Here is a 24,380-nt window from a genome sequence, read left to right as displayed (position 1 = left end):
ATTAAAAAACAAGGAAAATGTTTGTACAAAGAACTAGAGTTTTACAGATTTCGCTTGTAGCTATTTTTTCTGCATTTGTAGTAGAGTTAGTTTTCGGACTTGTCTCCAATAGTTTGGCACTAATTACAGACAGCATTCATGCGTTATTGGACAGTGTAGTTACTCTTGTTTTGTTGTTGGCAGCAAGAATGGCAATAAAGCCTCCTGATGCAGAACATACCTACGGACATGGAAAAATTGAGTCATTAGGAGGATTGATTGGGGGAATAGCAATTTTTTTGATTGCATGTTTTTTCATTTACGAATCAATTCACAGAATACAGAGTCCTCCAGCAAGTATACTTCCAGGAATGTTTGCAATAATCGGAGGAGTGTACACAATAGGAGTAGATATTTTTAGAATAATTCTATTACGTAGATCAATTCAAAAAATAGGTGGGACAACTCTCAAAGCAGATTTCTATCATGCATTTATGGATCTTGGTTCAACATTAATTGCAATTATTGGAATTGTTTTGGTATCATATGGTTTCTATTATGGAGACTTTGTTGCAGCATTAATTTTAGGGGGATTGTTAGCTGTACTTAGTGTAAAACTGGTTTACAAAACAGCTCTTGATTTGACAGACATCATATCACCAGAAAGTGTAAAGAATGTAAGAGATATTGCCGTGTCAACTCAAGGTGTGATTGATGCAGGACCCATACTAATGAGACGTTCAGGTGATACAATATTTGCAGATGTTACAATATCATTAAGAGGAGATACTAGTTTTGACAATGCACATGAGATAAGTAGTAATGTTGAGAAAAATATCAAAAATAAAATTTCAAATGCTTCGATAACTATTCATTTTGAACCAGATTGGGAAGACGTGCCACTAGATGCTAAAATTCTAGATATTGCTAAAAATGTAAAGGGGGTAAGAGGAGTGCACAATGTAAGTACCCATAAAACCAAGGGAAAAACATTTTCTAATTTACATGTAATGGTAGATAGAGAAAAAAATCTAGCAGACGCTCACAAAATCTCTGAAATTATAGAACAGAAAATTTATGACAATATTCCAGAGATAGAACATGCCACAATTCATTTAGAACCATTTGTTACAATACCAGAAAATCTCAACTTGGAAGATAAAGCCACTGAACAGAAAATAAAAAGAATTTTGGAAAAATATCCTGAAATTAAGAAAATAGGAAGAATAGTGTCATTAGATTTTGAAAACATACTCAAAATAGATATTGATTGTTCATTTGACAAAGAATTGTCAATTGAGAAAGTTCATGACTTGACATCAGAAATAGAGCACATCATAAGAACTGAAATCAAGAATGCAGTGATAACAATACATCCAGAACCAGACTAGACCAAAATGCTTGTCAGATACATCACCAGCATTCCTACAGCAAATCCAGATGCGACAGGTGCGCTAGAGAGATTTTTATCGCCTTCTTCTCGCAACCATTTCATCAACACCACAATGACTTGAAAGATTGCACCAGCACCAATTGCAAGAAATATCACAGATGAAAATGAGGAGTAAACAAATCCACCCATCCAAGCGCCAAAAATTGCAGGGGCACCAGCAATCATTCCCATAGTAGCAAGTTTTCCAACCATTAGTTTTCCTCTCGACATTGGCGCTGCAATAGCAATTCCTTCGGTAGTGTTATGAAGCGCAAATCCAACGATCAAAAATGTACTAAATGCAATAGATCCTAGGCCGACTGCAGCACCAATTGCTAATCCCTCACCAAAATTGTGCAATCCAATTCCTATTGAAATCATCAGAGCTATTGCAACAGGTTTTGCAAGTTTTGATGAACTTGCCCTTTGCACTAGTTTTTCTCCAGAGTAATACAATCCCAAGAAAGCCAAAACAACAACAGTTGCAACAAGTAGTGTGCCATTAAAGCTACCAGCTAAATTTTCATCAGAAACTTCAACGGCCTCTTCTATAGAATCAAAGGCTAGAAAAAGTAAAAGTCCAGCAGTCAGAGCTAAAAAGAAATGGTATTTCGATTTACTGATTTTTTTGATAAAAGGTAACCAAAGAAGTCCAATCATTACAGGTATAATCCCAACATATGTACCAATAATTGCAAAAAACACTGCAAGATCTAATGTTGGATGTAATGCAGGAGCTGCAGCCTCAATTTCTTTTTCAAATCTAGTCCCATCATCAATCGTTATTCCAATTATGTAAGGTTCTGCTTCATTCCACTCAAAAGGAATTCTAACAAGTGTGGTTTCATATCTTTCTAGAAACCTATCAGGTTCTACAGCCGCAGGTTGAATTCTATCATTGACGTCAGCCATAACCACTTCGACTGGAATAGGGCCCGTGTTTCTAACAGTTGCTTGGATTTCAGAATCTACAAATTCTACTTTTTCAATAGTTATTTCAGGTAGAGGAATTCCTAAATCAAGTAAATCAGCGCCTGGTCCAAAAATATATGCCATCATAATAATTACAAAAATAAAAGGAATTATTCCACTTGCAATTACTTTTGCCTTTGAAGACTTACTACTAAGTTCCATATTCTATTTCCCGATCATTATCTGTTGGATTATCCCTTACAAGGAAAATTCCAACCCAGCCTTTTTCTGAAAACTCCACCTTATGTGCATGGAACAAATATTTTCCAGGATAGTCATATTCAAACTCCATAATTCCGCGCTCAGTTTGTGATAGGGTTATCATATCAGTATAAAATGACGGAACAATATCGGTTCCTGTCGGATAGTATTTGTACAGATTTCCATGCAAATGAAGATTGTTAATTGGATCAAACTCCACCATGTTGACAACATAAACTCGAATTAATTCATTGGTGTTGATTTGAATTGGATGGTGCTGATAATAAAATGGAATTGTATTTGCAGCATAGAAATTATTTTCAGTGTCAAAATCAGTATCAAGTCCGTTTAAAACCATAACCATTTCATCAGCAGGCGCACGTCCTTCTTTTGGATCCACAATAAAGACACCATACAGACCATGTACAATGTGTTCTTCAAGTGGCATGACATGACAATGATAAGGATGTACACCAACAGGACCTGCCTCAAATTCATAAACAAATTGCCCACCATTTCCACCTACGGGTTCAAAGACACCGTCCATTCCAGCAGGATGAATACCATGAAAATGCATCGTATGCTCTTTTGAGCCGTTATTGATAAAGTGGATTCTAAGAAGATCACCTTCAGTTGCTCTTATTGTCGGCCCAGGTACAGTTCCATTAAAAGTCCAAACGTTGTAAAATACACCTGGAGAAATTTCTTGTATTCCATCATCTTCTGCAATTATGGTATATTCTCTGATAGTTTGACCAGTTTCAGATAAAGACACTCTACCATACTCAAAGTTTCGTAAAAATTCATCAGGATCAAATTCTACTGTTGAAACAGTGTAAAGTGGATCAATTATTTCTCCAGAAGTTCTTACAACAGCACCTGAGTGAGTAACAAATGTTTTTTCTTCTAACTGAGCCTCAGTGATTGCTGGAAAAACTACAAGAGTGGAAAGAACAGCAGTTATAGAAATAAGCAAAATCATTACATTTGAGCGATTGAATTTCAACAAATCTATAAGGCCAAATTCTTTATTTAAATTTAACCTAAGCTAACTTTTTTAGTCTAATCTAACTTTGTCAAACAAGATTAAATAAAAAATTAGGTTTAAAGTAAAGAAAAAAAATCCAAATCATGCAAAAAGCAGGAATTATCCTAATTGCTTCAGGAGCATTAATTGTAATTGGGTTAATCCTACTTGCAGTAGGAAATCAGATACTTCTGGATGGTGTTTTTCAGGGCAATGGTGTTGTTAGTTCAAATCAGGATCTTGTGATCGTAGGAGATTTTGATTCAGATAAATCATCTGTAGGAGTTTTTGCAGTACAAGTTATGGAGTTTAAAGAAAACATGATTTCAGCCAAAGTGCTAGATCCATTTGATAATAAAATAGCATCCAAAAACATAGATTCTGAAACTATTGAAGAAGGGTTTGATATTCGTGATTCAGGTCTTTACAAACTGATCATACAAAGTAATTCTAATGAAGAGTTTCAAGTGTTTGGTGCAATAGGACCACTGCCAGATGCTGGAAAGAAATTCCTCAGTTTTGTTTCAGCATATGTTTTGATAATCGGAATGGTTGGTTTGACAGGTTCTGCAGTTTATAGAGTCAAAAATAAAAAGAAGTCAATTTAGATAACTATCCATTTTTTCAAGGCCATTGATAGTTTCATCAAAATTTTCACCACTCTCAACAATACTACTGAGTTTTTCAGAATTAGCAGACAACATAGTTTCACTAGCAGTAGTTTTGAAGATAAATTCATGTTCTATCAAATAAGATAATCTTTCCAATACTTCAGATTCAGGAATAGAAGCTTGTTTTGCCAAAAATGAACAGGATTTTTCACCTTCTTCTAGTTCTGCTAAAATTAAAGAAGTCACTGGATCAAACATACAATCTACAACTTTTTCGCGATCAAAGGAATCAGTCATTTCAATAAAAATGACAATATAGAAAGTTATAACTTTTCAAGTAGCCAATAAGATAATTAAGAAAAAAGCCCACATATCGAAGTATGCAAAAATTATGTGAAAATGATCCATCAGGGAAAGGAGAACACTGTTTTTGTATAGATATTGATGCTCAGCGAGGCGTGAAAAAGTGCTGCCAATGCAATCAATGGAATGTTCAAGGTAATGATTGGACAGAAGACAAAGACTTTAGATAAAATGATGTAAACGATCTCAATCAAGCGTTGTATGCAAAACATACCAGAAATTACCCAAAACGGTGCCTAGCATGGTTTTTATCGGGGTTTCTTTGAATTTTGGAATACTTGAGCACTCAAGAATATAGACACATTGTCAGGATTGTGGGAAATGATATCCCAGGAGAAAGGAAAATGCTTGTAGGGTTAACCCAGATCAAGGGCATAGGGTATAATTTTGCCACAGCAATTCTAGATACATTAAAAATTGATTCAAATTCTAACATAGGCCACCTTTCTGAGGAAAATGTTCAAGCAATTGAAAAATTAATCTCAAACCCAATTGAAGGTAATTTTCCAGCATGGTTCCTTAATAGAAGAAAAGATATTGAGACAGGGACCAATTTACATTTGTTAACATCAGATATTCCATTTACATTAAGAAACGATATTGAAAGAGAAAGAATCACCGCAAGTTGGAGAGGTTATCGTCATCTTAGTGGTCTCAAGGTAAGAGGTCAGAGAACAAGAACATCTGGTAGAAAAGGAGGAGCAGTAGGTGTTGCAAAAGGTGGCATGGCAGCTCCCGCAAAGAAATCATCTGACGCACCAGCAGCTGCAGCAGCTCCCGCAGCAGAAACATCTCCAGCAGCTGCAGCAGCTCCCGCAACAGAAAAAGCTCCAGCGGAGAAAAAAGAATAGGTGTTTTGAATGGGAGATCCAAAATATCCACGTAGAAATTGGAGAAAACCAAAGAGACCTCTCAATTATGAATTAAAAATGGAAGAGTTGAAAACTCTTGGAACATTTGGATTAAGAACTAAAAGGGAATTATGGAAAGCACATACTGAATTATCCAGAGTGAGACACCAAGCAAGGTCATTACTTGCTTTAGGACAAGAAATCAGAGCAGAGAAAGAACCAATTCTAATGAAATCATTAGCAAGAATAGGACTAGTTAGTGCAGATGCAACATTGGATGATGTATTGAATTTGAATGCAGAAGATTTACTTTCAAGAAGATTACAAACTATTGTTACAAAAAAACTAGGATTCAAAACTCCATATCAAGCAAGACAAGCGGTAATTCATGGTCACATCATGATTGGTGAAAGAAAGGTGGACATTCCATCATATACAGTTACAGTAGAAGAGGAGAATAGTGTTCATTTCGCACCAGAATCAAAAATTCCAGAAATGCTAGAAAAAACAAAAACTGAAACTCCAGTTGAAGAAGCAGTGGAATCTACTGAAGAGACAGCAACTGAAACCACAGAAACATCTGCTGAAAAACCAAAAGATGATAGTTCTTCAACAGAAGAGAAGAATAGTTAGGCTTATCAGTAAATAACCCCAATTTCAGATAGAATAGTCATGTGTTCAATTATCGGTTATTATGGAAATGAGGTTGCAGCACCCATTATCGTAAAAGGGCTAAAGAGAATGGAATACAGAGGGTATGACAGTGTAGGAGTTGCAACAGAATCAGAAAATCAGATTGAGCTGAAAAAAGGTATTGGAAAAGTACACGAGGTAAATTCAAAAGTTCAGTTAGAAACATTGCCGGGAAAAATTGGAATAGGCCATACTAGATGGGCAACACATGGAAAAGTCACAGAGGTAAATGCCCACCCACATCCTAGTAACTCAGGCAAAATTGCAATTGTACATAATGGAATTATAGAAAATTTTGAGGATTTGAAAAAACAATTAGAAAGCGATGGATATGTTTTCAAAAGTGAAACAGACAGCGAGATTATTGCAAATGTACTTCAAAAAAATTATGAACAATCAAATAACGTCAAAGAGGCAATTCAAAAAACAGTTTCAGAACTAAAAGGACATTATGCATTTGTTGCAATGTTTGAAAAGGGTCAAATAGCAGCTGCAAGATTTCATGAACCATTAATTATAGGAGTAGGAAAAGAAGATTTCTTTTTGTCAAGTGATGTTTTAGGATTCATCGAGTTTACGGATAACGCTATTTACATGGAGAATGGAACCTTTGTAATACTAGACAAAAACAAATTAGAAATTTTAGATTTTGGCGGAGAACAAACAAAATACGAAATTACTAAAGTTTCAAGAGAATTTGGAGATGCATACAAAGGAGATTATGCGCATTTCACACTAAAAGAAATTTACGAGCAGCCCGAAACAATTTTGAAAGCAGGGGAAAAAACTAGTGATGCTATTGAAAAAGCAACAGATTACATCAAACATGCTAAAAATATCTACATAACTGGAAGTGGGACAAGTTACAATTCAGCATTAATTGCAAAGCAGATTCTGTCAAAATATGTAAAAATCAAGGCTGAACCAATTATGGCCAGTGAACTTCAATTTTCACCAAATGCCATTGAAGAAAATTCTATTCTAATTGCAATATCCCAAAGCGGAGAGAGTGCAGATGTCTTAGAAGCAGTAAAAATTGCAAAAAATACAAATTGCAAAATTATTGGAATTGTTAATTTATTGACATCTTCACTTGCACGAGAGGCAGATGTCGTAATTGGTTTGAATTGTGGTCCAGAAATTGGAGTGGCCGCAACAAAGAGTTTCACGTCACAACTTGTAATATTATACAAAATCGTGCAGAGGTTAAGCAATAATGACATAACAATTGATTTTGAAGATTTCGCAAAATCTATTTCAAAAACATTGGACAATCCAACATACATTCAGAAAATTGCAAAAGACTTGAAAGAGGTTTCAGATATTTACATTTTAGGACGTGGAATAAACTATCCAATTGCAACAGAATCAGCATTAAAACTCAAAGAATTGACATACATTCATGCAGAAGGGATAGCTGGAGGAGAATTAAAACACGGACCACTTGCATTAATGGATTCCAAAGTATTTGTGATAATTCTAAATCCAAATGATTCAACCTATTCAGATACTCTTACCAGTGCAAGAGAAATCAAAGCACGTGGAGCAAAAATAATTGGGGTCTCAGATGTAAAAAGTGATGTTTATGACTACTGGATTGAAATGCCAAAAATCAACGAAGTTTTGTATCCAATTTCAGAGATAATTCCAATTCAATTATTATCATATTATGCAGCACTTGAAAAAGATACAGATCCAGACTATCCAAGAAATCTTGCAAAATCAGTTACAGTCAAGTAAACAATCTTTGATATTCTTTTTCAACCAAATCCAAAAATTTTTCAGAGTTATTTCCAGTTTTTAGCATCGAAGAAATAATACTACCACCTGCTCCCACACCTTCTTTTGCGAATCCCTCAGAAAAGGCCTTCAGTCCAGAAAATTTTGAGTTTTTCATACCTGGATCTACAGAAATTATAGGAATGTCTGCAATATTTTGAACAAGTTCTTTGAAATTTGCAGTTTTATCATTTGTGATATAAGATGTAGTTCCAATTGCAGTGTTTTCTTCATTAAATCCAATTTTGGATGCAAAGGCCAAAACAGCAGCCATTTGTGTTCCACCGGCCAACATCACTTTAGATATGCTAGAAGCAGAGCTCAGCATTCCTGCAACAAATGGAATCATAGGATCACCAACTTTTGCAACAATACTATAGGGATGATCAGAATCTATTCTTTCAAGAGCAGACGTTACAATTCGGTTCTTTAATTCAACAGGATTATCAGGTATGCTTGAGCTTACTTTAGCATCATAATCAAACGCTTTTAGTAAAGCCAAAGCAGTTGTAGTTCCACCAGGAATACATTCACCAATCACCAAACAATCAGTCAATGATGCCAAACTTCTTCCAAGAATTTGTCCATATTCAACTGCATGAGAAACTATAGAATCAGTCATAGCATCTTGAATTGATATATTTTTTCCAAAAGGCAAACCTGATTCAATAAAAGGTAATTTGGGTACGATTTTACTTCCAGCATTAATTGTCAGATGAGAAATACTTGCAGATTCTAGAGCGGTTTTAGTTAACAAACCAGGGGTAGGTTTTCCATCAGGAGTCATTGGAATTTTGTCAATAGTTTTACAATATCCATAATGCAAATATTCTGCGTCAGCTGGAGGAGTAAACTGAATCGAATCCTTATCAGCACCAGCAAAAGTTATTCCAGGAATTTCAGATGTTTCTGTATATGATATAACAAACGAAAAAAGGGTCCTGCCGGATTTTACAGAATCTATAAAGGTTTGAGCCAGATTAACATTTCCAGATAATTCAAAATCTTCCAACAGATCACTGACCCATCATATCAAGAAATTGTTGTTCAGTACGTTTTTGCATGACCATGTTTGTCATTTTTTCTTGCCCTATTGTAGATGTCTCTGAATGACCATAATTGTGCCCAGAATACAGAACCAAATTATCATCTAATGAATAAAGAATATCAAACAGACTATGATAGAGTTCCTTTGCACTACCACCAGGCAAATCAATACGACCACAATTTCCTACAAACAAAGTATCACCTGAAAAAATTTTTCCATCACCTATCAAACAAATACTGTCCTTTGAATGACCAGGAGTATGAATAACTTTTAGTTTTGAATTTCCAAATTCAATTACATCTCCATCTTTTACAGTAATATCATGTTTTAATTCTGAATTTTCATGTTGAATAATAGGAGCTTTAGTAGATTCAGCCATGGCTTCATTTCCAATAGTATGATCAAAATGATGATGAGTGTTTACAATGTATTTTATTTTTAAATTATTTTTTTAATTATCATCTCCAATTCAATAAGATCCCAAGATGGATCAATTATGATAGATTCACTTGTGTCTTCATCCTCAACAATGTAAGAAAAATTTTGCATGTTTCCAACTTGTATTTGATGGACTATCATAGAATTCCCTCCTCTGCTTCAGGAGGAATACCTATTTTTTCTGCAAACAATTCACCTGTCAAGTCGGGTCTTTTTGGAATTCCCTGTTTCATTTTGTGAAATGTTACAGTCATATCACATTTTGTGTAAATATTGGCAGTTTCACCTGTCTGAGGATCTAGGCCAGAAGGAACATCTACTGCAAACTTGTAACAATTTGTTTGATTAATGTAGTTGATTGCAGATGCATATGGTTCCCTAATTTCTCCAGAAATCCCAGTTCCTAAAATTCCATCAACAATAACATCAGGTTTAAAATTAAAATCAATTGTACCACCAGTCATTAATTTCACAGAGGGCATTTTCTCCAAAATAGACCAGTTCCAATTACTTTCTTCAGTTTTGATGTTTTCAGGAGTTCCAAGTAACATGACAGTAACTTTAGCGCCATACCCGGCAAGATGTCGGGCCATAACTAATCCATCACCCCCATTATTTCCCATCCCTACAAAAATCAAAATATTTTTTGATTCTACGTTTCCAAGTTTTTCAACTAATTTTTTTACTGCAGCAGCACCTGCATTTTCCATCATGAATTTTTTTAAAAATCCCATATCATGACCTTTATTTTCAATATTGTACATTTGTTCAACAGTAATTTCCATAATTTACGTGAAAAGCATATCCAAAATAAGAGTTTAGAAAACGGCTTTATCCGGGTTATTATGAATATCTAACATGACACTAAAAAATGTAAAGCCATCATTAAATAAAATTTCAAAAACTTTAGAAGATGCTCAAGATTCAAGAGAATTTTTATTAAAAAACACTAGAGAAGTGGTTGTTCTTTGCAGTAGAGCAATTATTGCTGTCCATAAAAATGACATAAAGACAGGCAAAAATAATCTGAAAAAAGCAGAATCACTCTTAAGAAAATATAAGAAAAAAGCTACAGGAGATCTGAGAAGATATCTAATAACACCAGAACAAGAATTTGTAGAAGCAGCATGTCTAATCGCAATTGTGGAGAAAAAAGACATTCCATCAGATAAAAAATTATCAGTAATGCCTGAATCATATGTTTTAGGACTACTAGATTGTATTGGGGAATTAAAAAGAAGAGTGTTTGATAAGATTAGAATTAATGATATTGAAGAAGCCACAAGAGTTTTTGAAATAATGGAAAATTTGTATCTCCAACTTTATACTTTTTCAATGTACGATAAAGTTGTAAAAGAAGCTAGAAGAAAAATTGATGTAAATAGAATTTTAGTTGATGATGTCAGAGCTATAATTACAGAAGAAAAGAGACGAATGGAACTAATCAAAACCTTACAAAAATTAGAGAAATAATTTTTAAATTTGTATGCGGGCGATGGGATTTGAACCCACGAACTCCTGAGAGACTAGCCCCTCAAGCTAGCGCCTTTGGCCAGGCTGGGCGACGCCCGCAAAGAAATTTTCATGCATGGTTTTTATAATCCTTGATTACTTTTTCGTTCGTATGTTAATTCCTGTCAGATGTTTTACATGTGGAAATCTAATTGCCGATAAATATGACGATTATCAAAATAAAATCAAAGCTGGGGAAGATCCAGAGAAAACTCTAGATTCTGTGGGAGTAGAGAGATATTGTTGTAGAAGGATGTTATTGACCACTGTTGAAACAATTCAACAAGTAATTCCTTTCTACGAGGCAATTCAGAGAAGAAAACAAGAAGTTCAATCTGAGTTAGAATAATTTGGCCAAGATCACTTCAATTGAAGGACGTATTCTATACAACAGTAGAGGAAGTAAAACAATTGAAGTTGATGTAGAATCAGATGGTAAATTTTTAGGAAGAGTTTGTGCTCCATCTGGTGCGAGTGTAGGAAAATATGAAGCAGTTAGTTTCCGTAATGGGAAACCTGAAGAAAGTCTTCAAATTTTAAAAGAAAATTCTCAAAAATTTATAGGATTAGAATCATCGGATCTAAAAGGAATTCATGATACGCTGAAAAGTTTTGATAACTCATCTAACTATTCAGGAATTGGAGGAGCACTTGCTTTTGCAGTAACAATTGCATCTATGGAATCAGCATCAAAGGCACTTGAACAACCACTGTTTAAGACACTATCAAATGAATCATCATTCAAATTTCCATTCCCCTTGGGAAATATTTTAGGAGGTGGTGCACATGCAGGACCCGGCACACCAGACATTCAAGAAATTTTGATTTGTGCAACAGGTGCAAAAACTATCCAAGAAGCAATTGAAACTAACTTAGCAGTACATAAGGAGTTGCGTAGTGTTTTAGAAAAAGAAGATCCTAGTTTTACAAACGGTAGAGGAGATGAAGGTGGATGGGCACCAAAACTAGAAAATCAAAAAGCATTAGAGGTTTCTGCAATGGCTTGTGAAAATTTGGGATTCACTTTAGGAAAAGAAGTATCGTTAGGAGTAGACTTTGCATCGTCAACACAGTGGAATGAAGAAAAATCAAAGTATGTGTATGATAGAGCAGGGTTTGAAAACACATCATCTGAACAAATTGATTTTGCTGCAGATATTATTGAAAAATTCAAATTAATTTATGCAGAAGATGCAGTTCATGAAGAAGCATTTGAAGACATGGCAGAATTAACAGCAAAATTTCCAAATACTTTGATCACAGGTGATGATTTGACAGTTACAAACAAAGAAATCCTTTCAAAAGCTATTAACATGAAATCGTGCAATGCAGCAATTCTGAAGGTTAACCAAGCAGGAAGTCTTTATGATGCTCTAGAATTTGCAAATCTAGCAAATAAAAATAACATTAGGTTAATCACATCACATAGATCAGGTGAATCTACTGATTCACAGATTTCCCATATTGGTCTTGCAACAAAGTCAAAAATGCTCAAAGTTGGCGTTGTAGGAGGAGAAAGAGTAGCAAAATTAAATGAATTATTACGCCTATCAGAGCATGATTTAATACGCGGTATGGCAGAGGTTTAAAATCGCTATGAGCCAACAAGCCGAAACGACAGATATCAAGAAAAAGATCCTATCTACAGGAATTAGAGTAGGTACTCAAGTTAAGACAAAATTTATGAGGTCATTCATCACTAAAGCCAGTCCAGAAGGGCTCTACATGCTTGATTTGGACATCACATTAGAAAAGATCAAAACTGCAGCCAAATTCATCAACAGGTTAGGCGTGGAGAATCTTATTGTTTGTTCAGGCAGACAATATGCAGAAACACCAATTGAAAAATTCTGTGACACATTAGGTTCAAAGAAATTACTTGGAAGATTCATGCCAGGTACATTAACGAATCCATCATTACCATATTACATTGAACCAAAATTAGTATTGATTTCAGATCCTCAAGTTGATGAACAAGCAATAACTGAGGCAACTAATGCAGGTATTCCAGTAATAGGAATTGCAAATACAGATAACATTACATCAAATCTTGATGTAATTATTCCAGCAAATAATAGAGGAAGAAAAGCATTAGCTACAGTATACTGGTTGTTGGTACGTCAAATTCTCATTGAAAAAGGAGAGTTAAAAGAAGAAGACTCTATGAGTGTTGAGATAGATGATTTTGAAACAAAGATTACCGAAGAGGAAATCGAATAAATAAATCAGAATCCTAAAGTGTTTACTTGAAATCCAAAGCATCTGCTCCAGGAAAAGTTATTCTTTTCGGAGAACATTTTGTTGTGTATGGAGTAAAAGCAATTCTTTGTGCAATTGATAAAAGAATTACAGTTATTGCAGAGGATACTAGTGAAAGAAAGATTTCAATCAAATCCAACATAGGAGAACTTGAATTAGAACCAAACAAACCAATTTCAGAAATTAATTCCCCACTAAAACCATTTTATTATTTGGCAAACAAAGTAATTCAAAATAAAAATTCTGGAATTAAAATTAGTGTAGAATCTGAAATTCCATTGGGAGTAGGTCTAGGTTCATCATCTGCATGTTGTGTAGCAGGAGCAGCTGCAATTTCAAAATTATTTGGAAATGTTTCAAAAGATGAAATCTTAAAACTAGCAATAGAAGCTGAAAAGACAATTTTTCAAAATACATCAGGAGCAGATTGTACTGTTTGTACATTTGGAGGTTTAATGGAGTATGATAAGAGAAAGGGATTCACAAAGATAGGATCTGAGCCTAATTTTCATCTCGTAATAGCAAATTCAAATGTAGAGCATTCAACAGAAAGTGTTGTTAAAGAAGTAAGTAAATTCAAAGAAAGGAATGAGAAAGAATTTTCAAAATTATGTGAAGACGAATCGCTACTTATTGAAAATGTGTTAGAATTACTAAAAGAAAACAACATTACGGAATTGGGGCAAAAAATAATTCAAAATCAAGAATATCTAGAGACTATTGGAGTTTCAAATGATAAACTTAGAAAAATGATTCAAATTGGATATGAAACATCGTTTGGAGCAAAAATTACAGGTGCAGGAGGCGGAGGATGTATTTTTGCTCTTACAGATGAATCTAATGTAGAAAATACGATTAGAGAATTTAAGAATAAAAATTACGAATGCTTTTCTGTAAAAATTGATTTCAAAGGACTGGATACTTTTTAATTATATAGATAATTTTGAACAGCATGATTCTCATAAAATTAGGTGGATCAATTATCACAAACAAAGACAAACCACTATCACCAAGAAGAAAAACAATTGATAATCTTGCAAAGAGTCTAAAAAAGATTAAAGAACCAATAGTGATTGTTCATGGAGGAGGTTCGTATGGACATTATTGGTCTGTCAAATATAATATGCATACTAAAGAAAGAAAATATGATTTGAAAGGAGTTGCAATTGTAAAAAACTCCATGATAGAACTAAACAAAATAATTTTAGATTCATTTCTAAAAAATAAATTAAATCCATATTGTCTCCCACCAACAGATTTTATGATAGGAAATAAACCAATAACAAAAAAGGTAAAAGAAATTGAAAAAATAGCAAAATCAGGCTTGGTTCCAGTCACTTTTGGTGATGCATTATGGTATGGACAAAACAAGACATTCATTTTATCAGGAGACAAAATAATGACACATTTTGCAAAAATTCTAAAACCCAAGATTTGTATTTTTGCTTTAAATGAAGATGGAGTATACTCTGATCTAAAATCTAAAAAATTAATTCATGAATTAAAAGGAGAACATCCATCAATATCTGAAAATAAAATGGATGTAACTGGTGGAATGACTAGAAAAATAGAAGAAGCGTCAAAAATTTCAAAAATGGGGATGAATGTATTTTTTGTTAACGGGAACAAACCTGAAAGAATCGTGAAAGCGGTTAAAAATAGGAAATTTGAAGGAACGTTGTTTAGAGGAAAATAATGACTGAAGAATTTGTTATCTTAGTTGATGAAAATGATAATCCAATTGGAAAAGAAGAAAAAGTAAAATGTCATTTACCTAATGGAAAACTCCATAGAGCATTTACTGCATTGTTGTTTGATGAAAATGGAAGATTAATTCTAACAAGAAGAGCAAAAGAGAAAATGTTATGGCCAGGAGATTGGGATGGTACATTTGCAAGTCATCCTAGAGAATCAGAAACATATGTTTCATCAGGAGAAAGAAGAATGCCTGAAGAATTAGGGATTGAAGGAAAATTAGATTATTTACATAAATTTGAATATCATGTACCTTACAAAGATGTAGGTTCAGAAAATGAAATTTGTGGAACATTGATTGGAATAATAGACAAATCTACAGAATTGAAAGAAATTGAAGGAGAAATAGACGAAATTAAATGGATTTCAGCCAGTGAGTTACTGTTAGAAATTAAAACAAATCCTCAAATTTATTGTCCATGGATGCTCATTGCATTAGAATTACTTGATAAATCTGATAAAGCCATGCTTGAAAAACACGCAAATGTATTATCTACATGGATGACCAGCGATGTTCATGAGGGGTTACAGGTTGCAATCAAAACACATTTGCCACAAGAAAAATGGAGATTAGTAAATGAAAAATACTAATCAAATTGAAAAAAATGCAAAAACTGTAAACAAGTTTCTTAAATCAAAATTAAAAGGAAATCCAAAAAAACTCTATGATGCTGCAAGTCATCTGATTATTCACGGTGGGAAAAGACTCAGGCCATATATGGTAATTAGAAGCTGTCAAATTTTAGGGGGAAATGCTGTCAATGCAATGCCAGCTGCCAGTGCAGTGGAAATGGTTCATAATTTTACTTTAGTTCACGATGACATTATGGATAATGATGAAATGCGTCACGGGGTTCCAACCACACATAGAAAATATGGCATGCCAATTGCAATTCTTGCAGGAGACGTATTATTTTCAAAAGCATATCAGATTATTTCAAATACAAAATTATCACCTATTGCAACAACACATCTTATCTCAAGACTTGCACAAGCATGTGTAGATGTTTGTGAAGGACAATTACTTGATGTTAAAATGGCTGAAGAGAAGAAAATTCCGACACAATCACAATACATTACAATGATTGGAAAGAAAACAGCAGCATTGTTTGATGTATCATGTGCAATGGGAGCAATATGTGCAACAAATAAAGATAAAGACATTTCAAATCTTTCTTCATTTGGAAGAAATCTAGGAATTGCATTTCAAATAACTGATGACTTAATTGGAGTTATGGGAGATCCTAAAATTACAAAAAAACCAGTAGGAAACGATCTTCGAGAAGGGAAAAAATCACTTCCAATCTTAATGGCAATAAAGATTGCAAAAGGTAAAGACAAAAAAATTATTTTAAAGGCATTTGGAAATCCCAAAATTTCAAGAAATGACCTAAACAAAGCAGTAGATGTGATTCGTTCACTTGGCATAGAAGAAAATGTTCGAAAACAGGCACTAAAATACGCTAAAAAAGCAGAAAAATCACTATCAAAATACTCGGGTTCAGCAAAAACAGAACTCATTGCACTATTAGATTTCGTAGTTAAGAGAAGTGTCTAAGGATCATCAGGTAGTTCATAATGGATGAAGAAGTTAAACAAGAAATCAGAAAAATGGCTCTTCAAAATGCATTTGAGCATGGAGGCAGCACTCAAGATAAAATAATTTTGGGAAAAATTCTTGGAACAAAACCAGAGTTTAGAGCAAAAGTAAAAGAAATTTCAGCAGAGATATCGGAAATTGTTGCATCAGTTAATCAGTTATCATCAGAAGAACAACAAAAAGAAATGGAAGAAAAATTTCCAGAAGCATTAGCACCTAAAGAAAAAATTGAAGAAAGAGAAGGACTACCAGAATTAAGAGATGCGGTACAAGGAAAAGTAGTTACACGATTTCCTCCAGAACCAAATGGATATCCACATATTGGACACGCAAAAGCTGCGATAATTAATTCAGAATATGCAAAGATGTATGGTGGAAAATTCATACTTAGAATGGACGATACAAATCCAGAAGCTGAAAGAATGGAATATCATGCTGCAATCAAAGTAGGATTAGAGTGGTTAGGAATAAAATTTGATCAGGTAAAAAATACTTCAGACGACATGGAACTATTTTATGAAAAGGGAATAGAGTTACTTAATTCTGGAAAGGCGTATGTTTGTACTTGTAAAAGAGAAGACATCAGTAAGAATCGAAGAGAACGAAAAGCCTGTAAATGTAGCATGGAAGATATTGGAAAAAACAATAAAAATTGGGAAAAGATGCAAAATAAATTCAAACCCGGAGAAGCCATAGTTAGGTTCCGTGGTGATATGAAAGCAGATAATGCAGTTATGAGAGATCCTGTATTATTACGAATCATAGATGAAAAGCATTACACCGTGGGCGACAAATATAGAATTTGGCCTAGTTACGATTTTGCAGTAGCAATTGAAGACAGTATTGATGGAGTGACACATGCTTTTCGTTCAAAAGAGTTTGAACTAAGAAAAGAGCTAATTGATGCAATTTTAGATGCATTAGGCATGAGAAAACCACAACAAGGTTTTTTCTCCAGGCTAGAATTCAAAGGAATGCCCATATCAAAGAGGATAATCAAGCCTTTGATTGAAGAAGGCAAGGTTTCATGGTATGATGATCCTAGACTCCCAACCCTAGAGGCACTTAGACGAAGAGGGATCAAGCCTGAAGCAATTAGAAAATTCATCATGTCTTTAGGATTAACAAAAGCAAATACACTTGCGCCATTTGATGCTCTTGAAGCATTTAATCGAAAATTTGTAGATGCAGACAGCATAAGATTGTTTATGGTAAAAAATGCCAAAAAATTAAAATAAAAAATTTACCAATATCAGTAGTTGAGATTCCCAATCATCCAATAAATGATATGGGTAAAAGAAAAATCGAAATTACTGAAGATTTTTACATTTCTGGAGACGATGCAGAATCAATCAAGGAACAGACATCAATTAGACTTTTAGGATTAGGTAATGTCCAGATTACAAAAGCAGGCAATGAGTTAGAAGGAGAATTTATTGGAGAAGGAGATTCAACTAACATGCCAAAAATTCAATGGGTTCCTCAAAAAACAGCTCATGAAATAAAAATGATTATTCCAAAAGTTTTGTTCAACGGTGAAGAGTTTAATGAAGAAAGTTTAGAAGAATTAGACGTTTATACAGAACCACAGTACCTACAATTAAAAGAAGGAGAAGAAATTCAATTTGTTAGATTTGGATATTGTAGAAAAGATTCACAAAATCAAGCAATTTTTACACACAAGTGATTAATGATGAAAATAGCACGATTGTCATATGAAAATAATGAAACATATGGATTTGTTAAAGGAGATAAAGTTGCAACAAAAGATGAAATAACTTATCTTACAGGAGTTCCAATTCCACATAACGTAAAAGATTTTCTTTTTGACGGATGGTTTGATGAAATTAAAAATAAAATACAGGATTTGCCTTATGAAGAAAATATCTCCAAATTCAAACTATTAGCACCAATTCCAAATCCAAATAAAATAATTTGTTTGGCATTCAACTATGTTGATCATGCAAAAGAACAAGGATTAACAGCACCCGAAGATCCTGCAATTGTCATAAAACCCAGAACCGCTCTTAATGGAAATAATTCGTATATCGAATGTCCAGATTTTGTCACACAGTTAGATTATGAGGTAGAATTAGCCTTGATAATTGGAAAAAAGTGTAAAAATATTAGTGTAGAAGAGGCATCAAATGTAATTTTTGGATACATGATATTCAATGATGTTTCAGCTAGAGATGTCCAGTTTAAAGATAAACAGTTCACCAGAGGAAAAAGCTTTGATTCATTTGCACCATGTGGACCATGGATCACAACTGCTGATGAAATTCAAGATGCTCAGAATCTAAAATTAACAACGAAGATCAATGGAGAATTAAGACAGAATTCTTCTACAAGCAACATGTTCATCAAGATTCCAGAAATAATTTCAAAAATTTCTAAAGTGATGACATTAGAAAAAGGAGATATAATTTCTACAGGCACACCTGCAGGAGTTATGCTGAACAAACCTAATGCAGTGTTCTTAAAAGATGGAGATAAAGTTGAGATGGAAATTGAAGGTTTAGGAATTTTAAACAATACAATAAAAGTGGTAAAATCAACTTAGATGTTTTCTCAATAAATGAAACGATAGTTTATGTTCCAAAAGATCTAAATTTGATAAATTCTCTTTAGTTAAAATTTGAATGCGAGTATAGTTATTTTGTATGGCATGGTTTTGCAGAAATAATAGTATTTGTGATGTACTTTTATCAGATCCTGAAAATAATGTAACAATAAGAGTATTATCAAAATGCTCAGAATCAGAAAGAATTGCAGTAGAAGTTTTACCATTAATTTTTGATTGAATTAATTTATTTTGTTTAGAAAATTCAGATAGTAGCGTATTATCAATTGGAAGCCATCGCCAGGATTTAACATAATGAGTGCAAATACTTTCATCTAAGGATTTTGCAAAAATAATATTGAAATGTAAGTTTTTTTTAGGCTCAAGAGAATAAAAATTCCAGGTTTGAAAAATCCCATATTCTAATGATTTTGCCATAGAAAGTGAAATTGAATTTTCAGTATCAACTAGCATGAACGAAAATAATGCACTATCTTTTTTTCCTAACGATTCTACATGTTTTATTAAATCAGATGCAATTTTTTGCTTTCGGAAATTTGGATCTACTCTAATGCCTTCTATCCAAATTTGATTTTTTGAGAAAAATGCATGACAAATACCAACAGGCGTCTGTTTCTCATAAACAAACAACAGATCTTCAGTTATCCAAAAATCCCAAACATGTTCAACATAATCACCCCATGAGAATGTATTTTGACAAAATTTTAAAACTTGAAGTTTGTCTGAAAGTTTTGCATTTCTAATCATGTATACGAAAAAATATTAAGCATTATCAGATAAAAACTTCAATGGGAAAAATTATTGCAGGAAAAACAGCAGATATTCCTCCTGGAAAAATGATCAAAGTATCAATTGATGGAAGAGACATACTAGTTGCAAATATAGATGGTGAATACTGTGCAACAGATGATTCATGCACTCATTCCGGTGCAAGTCTTTCAGAAGGAAAATTAGATGGATGTGTCATCACATGTGGATGGCATGCAGCAGAATTTGATTGCAAGACAGGAAAATTAGTAAAATTCCCAGCAAAAATTAGAGATTTGACATCATACAGCGTTGTTGTAGAATCAGATAACGTGTTTGTAGAGATGTAACTATATACTTCTAATTTTTAAGAAAAGGTGTAAAAATGGCTGACGATAAACAAAATAAAGAATCAATGAAAGAGGCAATTGAGACATTAAATCAGATCACATCCAGTAGCTCAACTCCAAAGACAATAAAAAAATCCATTACAGACTTGATTGCTGATTTGAATAATGAAGAATATTCATTATCTGTAAGAGCAGCAAATACAATTAGTTTGCTTGACGATGTAACACAAGATCCTAATATGCCATCTTATGTCAGAACCCAATTATGGCAAGCAGTTTCCAAGTTAGAAAGCATAAGGGAATAAATTCTCGTTTTTAAAACAAGTATCATTGAAAATTGATGAATATTTAGAGACTCTACCTGAGAATTTACTTAGTGGAGAGGACGTAGAGTTACCAGAAAAATCTCTGAAAGAGATTTTCAAGATTGTTGATCTAAAAAAAGACGATGTTTTTTACCATTTAGGGTGTGGAAGTGAAAAAGGAATAGAAATTGCAAAAAAGGAATTTCAAGTAAAAAAAGCAGTAGGGATAGACAACAATTGCAAAAAGATTGAAAATGCCAAAAAAAATCTCAAAGTAAAACAAATTCAGGCTGAATTGATATGTCAAGATATTTTAGAGTCAGAAATATCTGATGCATCAGTGATCCTATTTTGGTTCACAGATGAAAACATTACAAATCAAATGTTAGAAAAATTTGAAAAACTAAAACCAGAAACAAAAATAATTACAATTTGGGGACCTCTTCCAGATTGCATTCCAGACAAGGTAGATTTTCCATATATTATCAACAAAGTTCCATTCAAAAAATCCAAAAGTATGCAAGAACAATTACTAGCAATATTTGGTGTAAAGTGCGTAGATTTTGTTACGGCATGGGAGTTTGCCGAAAGATACACAAAAGCAATAGGATCACCAGAAATCAAAAATGATAGATTTCTTACAATCATTCAGACATTGGTGATATGGATTAATGCAAAAAAGTTGGGAGTTGCTTGTGGAGATGAGATCCCTGAATCAATTCAGACATACATGAAGCTTATGAAAATGAATTTTGACATTGATTTTGAACCTATGTTAAAAGAATAATCCATGTAATCCTTTTATTTTGTTTTTACATAAATCAATCATGGATGGAAGAATGCACATTAACGTATCAGCAGTGGATTATGATAAAACAAGTAAAGCACTAACTAGGCAATTATCACTTTTAGAAGAAATGGTTCACGGGGAAGAAGATTTTGTCATGACAGACTCAGAATTCGCGTTTGGATGGCATTTTTTTGTATTGAGTGTAAATAGATCACTCATTCAAAAATTAGTTGATATGATGGGTCCTGACTTTGAGAAGCTAAAGGGAAAAGGGACAGAAAAGAAGTTTCTGACATGGTTGACTAGTAATCTAGAAAGTAAATCACCTAGATTCAAGCTTGCCATAAAGGAAGAAATGGAATCAAGTAAGTTTGGAATATTTTGATACTAAAAGGTTCAGTCAAAGATCCTAACGAAATAAGTACATCTCTAACAAAAATCAGTGTAAAATAATTAAGCGGGCCCTCGAGGGGAATCGAACTCCTGTCCGAGGATCCACAATCCTCTATACTAACCACTGTACTACGAAGGCCACATATTAGAAAAATAAACTATCCTGTAATAATCTTTGATTTTTTATGAAAATCAGACTGTAGATTTATTATTGACTATGTGGAATTTACATTATGAGATTTTGGTGGATTGCAATGGCCATTACAATCGGACTAACATATTACGGTGGAATGTATTTACTTCCATACAAGTAGTCAGAGCCTGAAATTCTGGTTTATTTTTCCAGTTCGTAATCAATTATAGGTTTTATACAATTACTAACGATCGCTTTAAATTTGTTGTATCAGGGTATTGTTCGACATGAGAAAAGGACTAATCCCAAATAGATTACGTTCAAGTAGAAAATCCATAGAGAGTCCTATTGAAAAAAAGACAGAGACAATACAATCTGAAAAATTTGTATGGATTGATTTGCAAAATCCAGACAGAAAAGATGTAGAAGAACTAGCTAAAAAATACAATTTCAATGCTTTAAACATTGAAGACTGTATGACAAAATTTGAGCTTCCAAAATTAGATAGTTATGATGATCATTTCTTTGTAATTCTTCATTTTCCACCACTTGCCCAAAAACTTGGAATTTCAAAAAATAGTCAATTATCCATATTTGTAGGAAAAGATTTTCTAGTGACAGTTCACCAAGGAGATCTCAAACCACTTGTAGAATTAGTAGATATTTGTAAATCAGATTCAGACGAACAACGAAAAACTAGAATATTGCAAAAAACTTCAGGATTATTACTTCACGAAATTATAGATGTGTTAGTAGATGACCTTTTACACACTTCCAGAAAGATGATTGCCAATTTAGACGAAATTGAAGACAGAGTATTTGATGAAACAAAACCAGTAGCTAGGAGTATTGCATTACTCAGAAGAGAGATTAACAGATTAAGAAGAATAGCTAATCCACTAAAGAAATTTGTTTTAGAAATAACAAAAAATGTAAAGAGATTTTCAGAGAGAGATGAAGAGGACCTTTCACTGTATTTTGACGACATTATTGATCACATAGACAAAGTAATTGAAACATTAGAAGAATCAAGAGAAACAATGGAGATTTACAAAGATACCGATTTTGTGTTAAGTACAGAAAAAACAAACAAAGTGCTTGCAGTTTTAACTATCATATTCACGCTAGCAATTCCAGCAACAGTTATTGGAACATTTTATGGAATGAACGTAAACTTACCAGGAGGTATTGGAGAAAATCCAATGTTCTTAGGTCCATTTACAACTTTCATAATTGTGATTCTTGCATCAGCAATTCCAGCAATCATGATGTTCACATATTTCAAAAAGTTAGGCTGGATCAACAACTAATAGGATCATAGCGTTTCATGCATATTCACCCTAACCTTAGTTAACGATTGTTCTAAATTGTCAGGTATGATGATTAAAAGACCAGAATTATTTCCTACATCATCACATTCTCCACTAAAGCTTTGATAATTTTGTGCAGAACAGCCTTCGCCATCATAATAATTGAATGTTTCAGAATTTAGATAATTTTCTAATTGTTTTTCTGAATCTACAAAATAAACATCGAACCACGAATTGTTATCATTTATTGAAATTGAAAACTCGTATGAGGTAGATTCATTTGAAGTACATATTGGTATAAACTGCGCATATGATTCAGAGGTAGTTTGTTTTTTAATTTCTATATTTGGCAAAATCGTGATATATGGATCATCATTTAATTGCGTACCTTTTACAAGTTCAATTTTTTGGCGTACAGAATCAATTACAAATCTATACAACATTGGTTTCCAACTTGATTCACAATTGCTGAATTCATGCTTTAATTCAACGTAAGGTTTATTGTTTTGGAATTGTAGTTGGTTAGAATTATAGTTAGTCAGAGTGGTAATATCAGAAGGATCTGCAAAATATACATCATCAGAAGATGAATTTGACCAAACATTTGTGACATCAAACAAAATATTTCCAGGATGGCTATTCCATTCATCTTGAAGATGTACATAGATAGAATATTTGTTAATATCTTGGTCATAAGGTGATTCAAATATCAGATGACCAAAAAATGCATTTGTGAAAATTAAAACAAATGCAATTACTGGAAGAATAAAATAAAGAATTTTTTTCACAAGATCACCAAGAGATTACAAAAATATACAATTTGACTCTAATATTTGATTCCAAAAGAAATTAGACTTTTTAATAGAAATTTCAAAATAGATTGGAAAATTTGCAGGTAGAAAATAAGCTTAGATAAATACCAGATAATTTAACTAATTTTATGGGTAAAATCAGAATACGAACTGGAAGGGGAACAGGAACTATTGAAGTTGACGATGATCCCAAAAAATGGTCAGGCGACGAATTTAGGAAAATTCAAGAGGCAAGAAAGAAAGCTGCCTCAAACAGAATGGTACACACAGGCAGAGGAACAGGTTCTAGAAAACTCGGCGATATGCCAGATCCAAAAGCTAGACCATCAACAGAAGGAATGACTAGAGTTACAGGCAGAGGAACAGGTTCTAGAAAGAGTAAGAATAAAGGTTCATCCTAAATTTCCTCAAAACTTTATTTTTATGGTTTTGTTTT

The 24,380-nt window shown here is 33.4% G+C and carries 32 protein-coding genes and 2 tRNA genes; 23 read left to right on the top strand and 11 right to left on the bottom strand.

Annotated elements, in window-relative coordinates; translation table 11 throughout:
* Positions 1-17: 17 nt before the first annotated feature.
* On the top strand, positions 18-1,370 hold the full coding sequence (locus NKOR_RS01535) for a cation diffusion facilitator family transporter (protein ID WP_014962597.1): 1,353 nt from the start codon (positions 18-20) through the stop codon (positions 1,368-1,370).
* On the opposite strand, the gene NKOR_RS01530 is transcribed toward NKOR_RS01535, so the two are convergent.
* A complete protein-coding gene (locus NKOR_RS01530) occupies positions 1,367-2,545 on the bottom strand; it encodes a ZIP family metal transporter (protein WP_014962596.1) in 1,179 nt (392 codons plus the stop codon). The two genes, NKOR_RS01535 and NKOR_RS01530, sit on opposite strands and share 4 nt — an antisense overlap.
* Positions 2,535-3,566, bottom strand: a complete 1,032-nt coding sequence (locus NKOR_RS01525) for a multicopper oxidase domain-containing protein (protein WP_016939547.1) — start codon at positions 3,564-3,566, stop codon at positions 2,535-2,537. The genes NKOR_RS01530 and NKOR_RS01525 overlap by 11 nt, the downstream gene beginning before the upstream one ends.
* A 149-nt stretch (positions 3,567-3,715) precedes the next feature.
* Here NKOR_RS01525 and NKOR_RS01520 point away from each other — a divergent pair, with 149 nt between their 5' ends.
* Entirely contained in the window at positions 3,716-4,219 is a 504-nt protein-coding gene (locus tag NKOR_RS01520) for a hypothetical protein (protein WP_014962594.1), read from the top strand.
* On the opposite strand, the gene NKOR_RS01515 is transcribed toward NKOR_RS01520, so the two are convergent.
* A complete protein-coding gene (locus NKOR_RS01515) occupies positions 4,211-4,519 on the bottom strand; it encodes a hypothetical protein (RefSeq protein WP_014962593.1) in 309 nt (102 codons plus the stop codon). The two genes, NKOR_RS01520 and NKOR_RS01515, sit on opposite strands and share 9 nt — an antisense overlap.
* Before the next feature lie 83 nt (positions 4,520-4,602).
* On the opposite strand from NKOR_RS01515, the gene NKOR_RS09830 reads away from it, so the two are divergent.
* From NKOR_RS09830 to glmS, 4 genes are all read left to right on the top strand, one after another.
* Positions 4,603-4,755 (top strand): hypothetical protein, encoded by a 153-nt coding sequence (locus NKOR_RS09830; protein ID WP_016939546.1) that lies wholly within the window; start codon positions 4,603-4,605, stop codon positions 4,753-4,755.
* A 108-nt stretch (positions 4,756-4,863) separates the two neighbouring features.
* Complete coding sequence (locus NKOR_RS01510; RefSeq protein WP_014962592.1) at positions 4,864-5,436, top strand: 30S ribosomal protein S13; 573 nt, start codon at positions 4,864-4,866, stop codon at positions 5,434-5,436.
* Positions 5,437-5,445: 9 nt separating this feature from the next.
* On the top strand, positions 5,446-6,069 hold the full coding sequence (locus NKOR_RS01505) for a 30S ribosomal protein S4 (protein WP_014962591.1): 624 nt from the start codon (positions 5,446-5,448) through the stop codon (positions 6,067-6,069).
* Positions 6,070-6,108: 39 nt separating this feature from the next.
* Positions 6,109-7,869 carry a glutamine--fructose-6-phosphate transaminase (isomerizing) gene (glmS, locus tag NKOR_RS01500; protein WP_014962590.1) on the top strand — a complete coding sequence of 587 codons (1,761 nt, stop codon included), beginning with the start codon at positions 6,109-6,111 and terminating at the stop codon, positions 7,867-7,869.
* Here the strand turns inward: glmS and cobT are convergent.
* Genes cobT through NKOR_RS01485 form a run of 4 tightly spaced genes read right to left on the bottom strand, consistent with a single transcriptional unit; the run spans position 7,862 to position 10,179 of the window.
* On the bottom strand, positions 7,862-8,920 hold the full coding sequence (cobT, locus tag NKOR_RS01495; protein ID WP_014962589.1) for a nicotinate mononucleotide-dependent phosphoribosyltransferase CobT: 1,059 nt from the start codon (positions 8,918-8,920) through the stop codon (positions 7,862-7,864). The two genes, glmS and cobT, sit on opposite strands and share 8 nt — an antisense overlap.
* A gap of 4 nt (positions 8,921-8,924) precedes the next feature.
* A complete protein-coding gene (locus NKOR_RS01490; RefSeq protein WP_232203022.1) occupies positions 8,925-9,350 on the bottom strand; it encodes an MBL fold metallo-hydrolase in 426 nt (141 codons plus the stop codon).
* A gap of 44 nt (positions 9,351-9,394) precedes the next feature.
* Positions 9,395-9,535 carry an MBL fold metallo-hydrolase gene (locus tag NKOR_RS10235; protein ID WP_232203017.1) on the bottom strand — a complete coding sequence of 47 codons (141 nt, stop codon included), beginning with the start codon at positions 9,533-9,535 and terminating at the stop codon, positions 9,395-9,397.
* Positions 9,532-10,179, bottom strand: coding sequence for an NAD(P)H-hydrate epimerase (locus NKOR_RS01485; protein WP_014962588.1), 648 nt, complete (start codon positions 10,177-10,179; stop codon positions 9,532-9,534). Before NKOR_RS01485 ends, NKOR_RS10235 begins: the two co-directional genes overlap by 4 nt.
* Positions 10,180-10,252: 73 nt before the next feature.
* Here NKOR_RS01485 and NKOR_RS01480 point away from each other — a divergent pair, with 73 nt between their 5' ends.
* Complete coding sequence (locus NKOR_RS01480; protein ID WP_014962587.1) at positions 10,253-10,867, top strand: translin family protein; 615 nt, start codon at positions 10,253-10,255, stop codon at positions 10,865-10,867.
* A gap of 14 nt (positions 10,868-10,881) precedes the next feature.
* On the opposite strand, the gene NKOR_RS01475 is transcribed toward NKOR_RS01480, so the two are convergent.
* Positions 10,882-10,966: transfer RNA gene (locus NKOR_RS01475), tRNA-Leu, on the bottom strand.
* Between the two features lie 52 nt (positions 10,967-11,018).
* Between NKOR_RS01475 and NKOR_RS01470 the strand changes: the two genes are divergently transcribed.
* Genes NKOR_RS01470 through NKOR_RS01430 form a run of 10 tightly spaced genes read left to right on the top strand, consistent with a single transcriptional unit; the run spans position 11,019 to position 19,083 of the window.
* Entirely contained in the window at positions 11,019-11,255 is a 237-nt protein-coding gene (locus tag NKOR_RS01470; protein WP_014962586.1) for a DNA-directed RNA polymerase subunit N, read from the top strand.
* A gap of 1 nt (position 11,256) precedes the next feature.
* Positions 11,257-12,495 (top strand): phosphopyruvate hydratase, encoded by a 1,239-nt coding sequence (gene eno, locus NKOR_RS01465; RefSeq protein ID WP_014962585.1) that lies wholly within the window; start codon positions 11,257-11,259, stop codon positions 12,493-12,495.
* Positions 12,496-12,502: 7 nt separating this feature from the next.
* Positions 12,503-13,126 (top strand): 30S ribosomal protein S2, encoded by a 624-nt coding sequence (gene rpsB / locus NKOR_RS01460; RefSeq protein WP_014962584.1) that lies wholly within the window; start codon positions 12,503-12,505, stop codon positions 13,124-13,126.
* Positions 13,127-13,152: 26 nt separating this feature from the next.
* On the top strand, positions 13,153-14,094 hold the full coding sequence (gene mvk / locus NKOR_RS01455) for a mevalonate kinase (protein WP_014962583.1): 942 nt from the start codon (positions 13,153-13,155) through the stop codon (positions 14,092-14,094).
* 23 nt (positions 14,095-14,117) lie between these two features.
* Complete coding sequence (locus NKOR_RS01450) at positions 14,118-14,861, top strand: isopentenyl phosphate kinase (protein WP_014962582.1); 744 nt, start codon at positions 14,118-14,120, stop codon at positions 14,859-14,861.
* Positions 14,861-15,511: an isopentenyl-diphosphate Delta-isomerase gene (gene idi, locus NKOR_RS01445; protein ID WP_014962581.1), complete on the top strand. Its 651-nt coding sequence runs from the start codon at positions 14,861-14,863 to the stop codon at positions 15,509-15,511. The genes NKOR_RS01450 and idi overlap by 1 nt, the downstream gene beginning before the upstream one ends.
* On the top strand, positions 15,498-16,478 hold the full coding sequence (locus NKOR_RS01440) for a polyprenyl synthetase family protein (RefSeq protein ID WP_014962580.1): 981 nt from the start codon (positions 15,498-15,500) through the stop codon (positions 16,476-16,478). Before idi ends, NKOR_RS01440 begins: the two co-directional genes overlap by 14 nt.
* Positions 16,479-16,498: 20 nt before the next feature.
* Positions 16,499-17,758 (top strand): glutamate--tRNA ligase, encoded by a 1,260-nt coding sequence (gene gltX / locus NKOR_RS01435; RefSeq protein WP_232203016.1) that lies wholly within the window; start codon positions 16,499-16,501, stop codon positions 17,756-17,758.
* Complete coding sequence (locus NKOR_RS10230; RefSeq protein ID WP_338032544.1) at positions 17,698-18,207, top strand: hypothetical protein; 510 nt, start codon at positions 17,698-17,700, stop codon at positions 18,205-18,207. Before gltX ends, NKOR_RS10230 begins: the two co-directional genes overlap by 61 nt.
* 6 nt (positions 18,208-18,213) lie before the next feature.
* On the top strand, positions 18,214-19,083 hold the full coding sequence (locus tag NKOR_RS01430) for a fumarylacetoacetate hydrolase family protein (protein ID WP_014962579.1): 870 nt from the start codon (positions 18,214-18,216) through the stop codon (positions 19,081-19,083).
* Here the strand turns inward: NKOR_RS01430 and NKOR_RS01425 are convergent.
* Positions 19,075-19,851 carry a GNAT family N-acetyltransferase gene (locus NKOR_RS01425; protein WP_014962578.1) on the bottom strand — a complete coding sequence of 259 codons (777 nt, stop codon included), beginning with the start codon at positions 19,849-19,851 and terminating at the stop codon, positions 19,075-19,077. The genes NKOR_RS01430 and NKOR_RS01425 overlap by 9 nt on opposite strands.
* Before the next feature lie 41 nt (positions 19,852-19,892).
* On the opposite strand from NKOR_RS01425, the gene NKOR_RS01420 reads away from it, so the two are divergent.
* The 4 genes from NKOR_RS01420 to NKOR_RS01405 are packed head-to-tail and all read left to right on the top strand — an operon-like array spanning position 19,893 to position 21,681.
* Complete coding sequence (locus tag NKOR_RS01420) at positions 19,893-20,201, top strand: Rieske (2Fe-2S) protein (protein ID WP_014962577.1); 309 nt, start codon at positions 19,893-19,895, stop codon at positions 20,199-20,201.
* A gap of 35 nt (positions 20,202-20,236) precedes the next feature.
* Positions 20,237-20,506, top strand: a complete 270-nt coding sequence (locus NKOR_RS01415; protein WP_014962576.1) for a stationary phase-response protein — start codon at positions 20,237-20,239, stop codon at positions 20,504-20,506.
* Positions 20,507-20,531: 25 nt separating this feature from the next.
* Positions 20,532-21,293 carry a methyltransferase domain-containing protein gene (locus NKOR_RS01410; protein ID WP_014962575.1) on the top strand — a complete coding sequence of 254 codons (762 nt, stop codon included), beginning with the start codon at positions 20,532-20,534 and terminating at the stop codon, positions 21,291-21,293.
* A 40-nt stretch (positions 21,294-21,333) separates the two neighbouring features.
* Complete coding sequence (locus tag NKOR_RS01405) at positions 21,334-21,681, top strand: hypothetical protein (RefSeq protein WP_014962574.1); 348 nt, start codon at positions 21,334-21,336, stop codon at positions 21,679-21,681.
* A 75-nt stretch (positions 21,682-21,756) separates the two neighbouring features.
* Here NKOR_RS01405 and NKOR_RS01400 read toward each other — a convergent pair.
* Positions 21,757-21,828, bottom strand: a tRNA-His gene (locus tag NKOR_RS01400).
* A gap of 281 nt (positions 21,829-22,109) precedes the next feature.
* On the opposite strand from NKOR_RS01400, the gene NKOR_RS01395 reads away from it, so the two are divergent.
* Complete coding sequence (locus NKOR_RS01395; RefSeq protein WP_014962573.1) at positions 22,110-23,132, top strand: magnesium transporter CorA family protein; 1,023 nt, start codon at positions 22,110-22,112, stop codon at positions 23,130-23,132.
* Between the two features lie 5 nt (positions 23,133-23,137).
* Here the strand turns inward: NKOR_RS01395 and NKOR_RS01390 are convergent, their stop codons facing one another.
* Entirely contained in the window at positions 23,138-23,920 is a 783-nt protein-coding gene (locus tag NKOR_RS01390; protein ID WP_014962572.1) for a hypothetical protein, read from the bottom strand.
* 152 nt (positions 23,921-24,072) lie between these two features.
* On the opposite strand from NKOR_RS01390, the gene NKOR_RS01385 reads away from it, so the two are divergent.
* Positions 24,073-24,345 carry a hypothetical protein gene (locus tag NKOR_RS01385; protein WP_014962571.1) on the top strand — a complete coding sequence of 91 codons (273 nt, stop codon included), beginning with the start codon at positions 24,073-24,075 and terminating at the stop codon, positions 24,343-24,345.
* Positions 24,346-24,380 lie beyond the last annotated feature (35 nt).

The organism is Candidatus Nitrosopumilus koreensis AR1 (assembly GCF_000299365.1).
Classification (GTDB): Archaea; Thermoproteota; Nitrososphaeria; order Nitrososphaerales; family Nitrosopumilaceae; genus Nitrosopumilus; species Nitrosopumilus koreensis.
The sequence above is the reverse complement of the archived record's forward strand: the minus strand, read 5'-3'. Positions and strand labels throughout refer to the sequence as shown.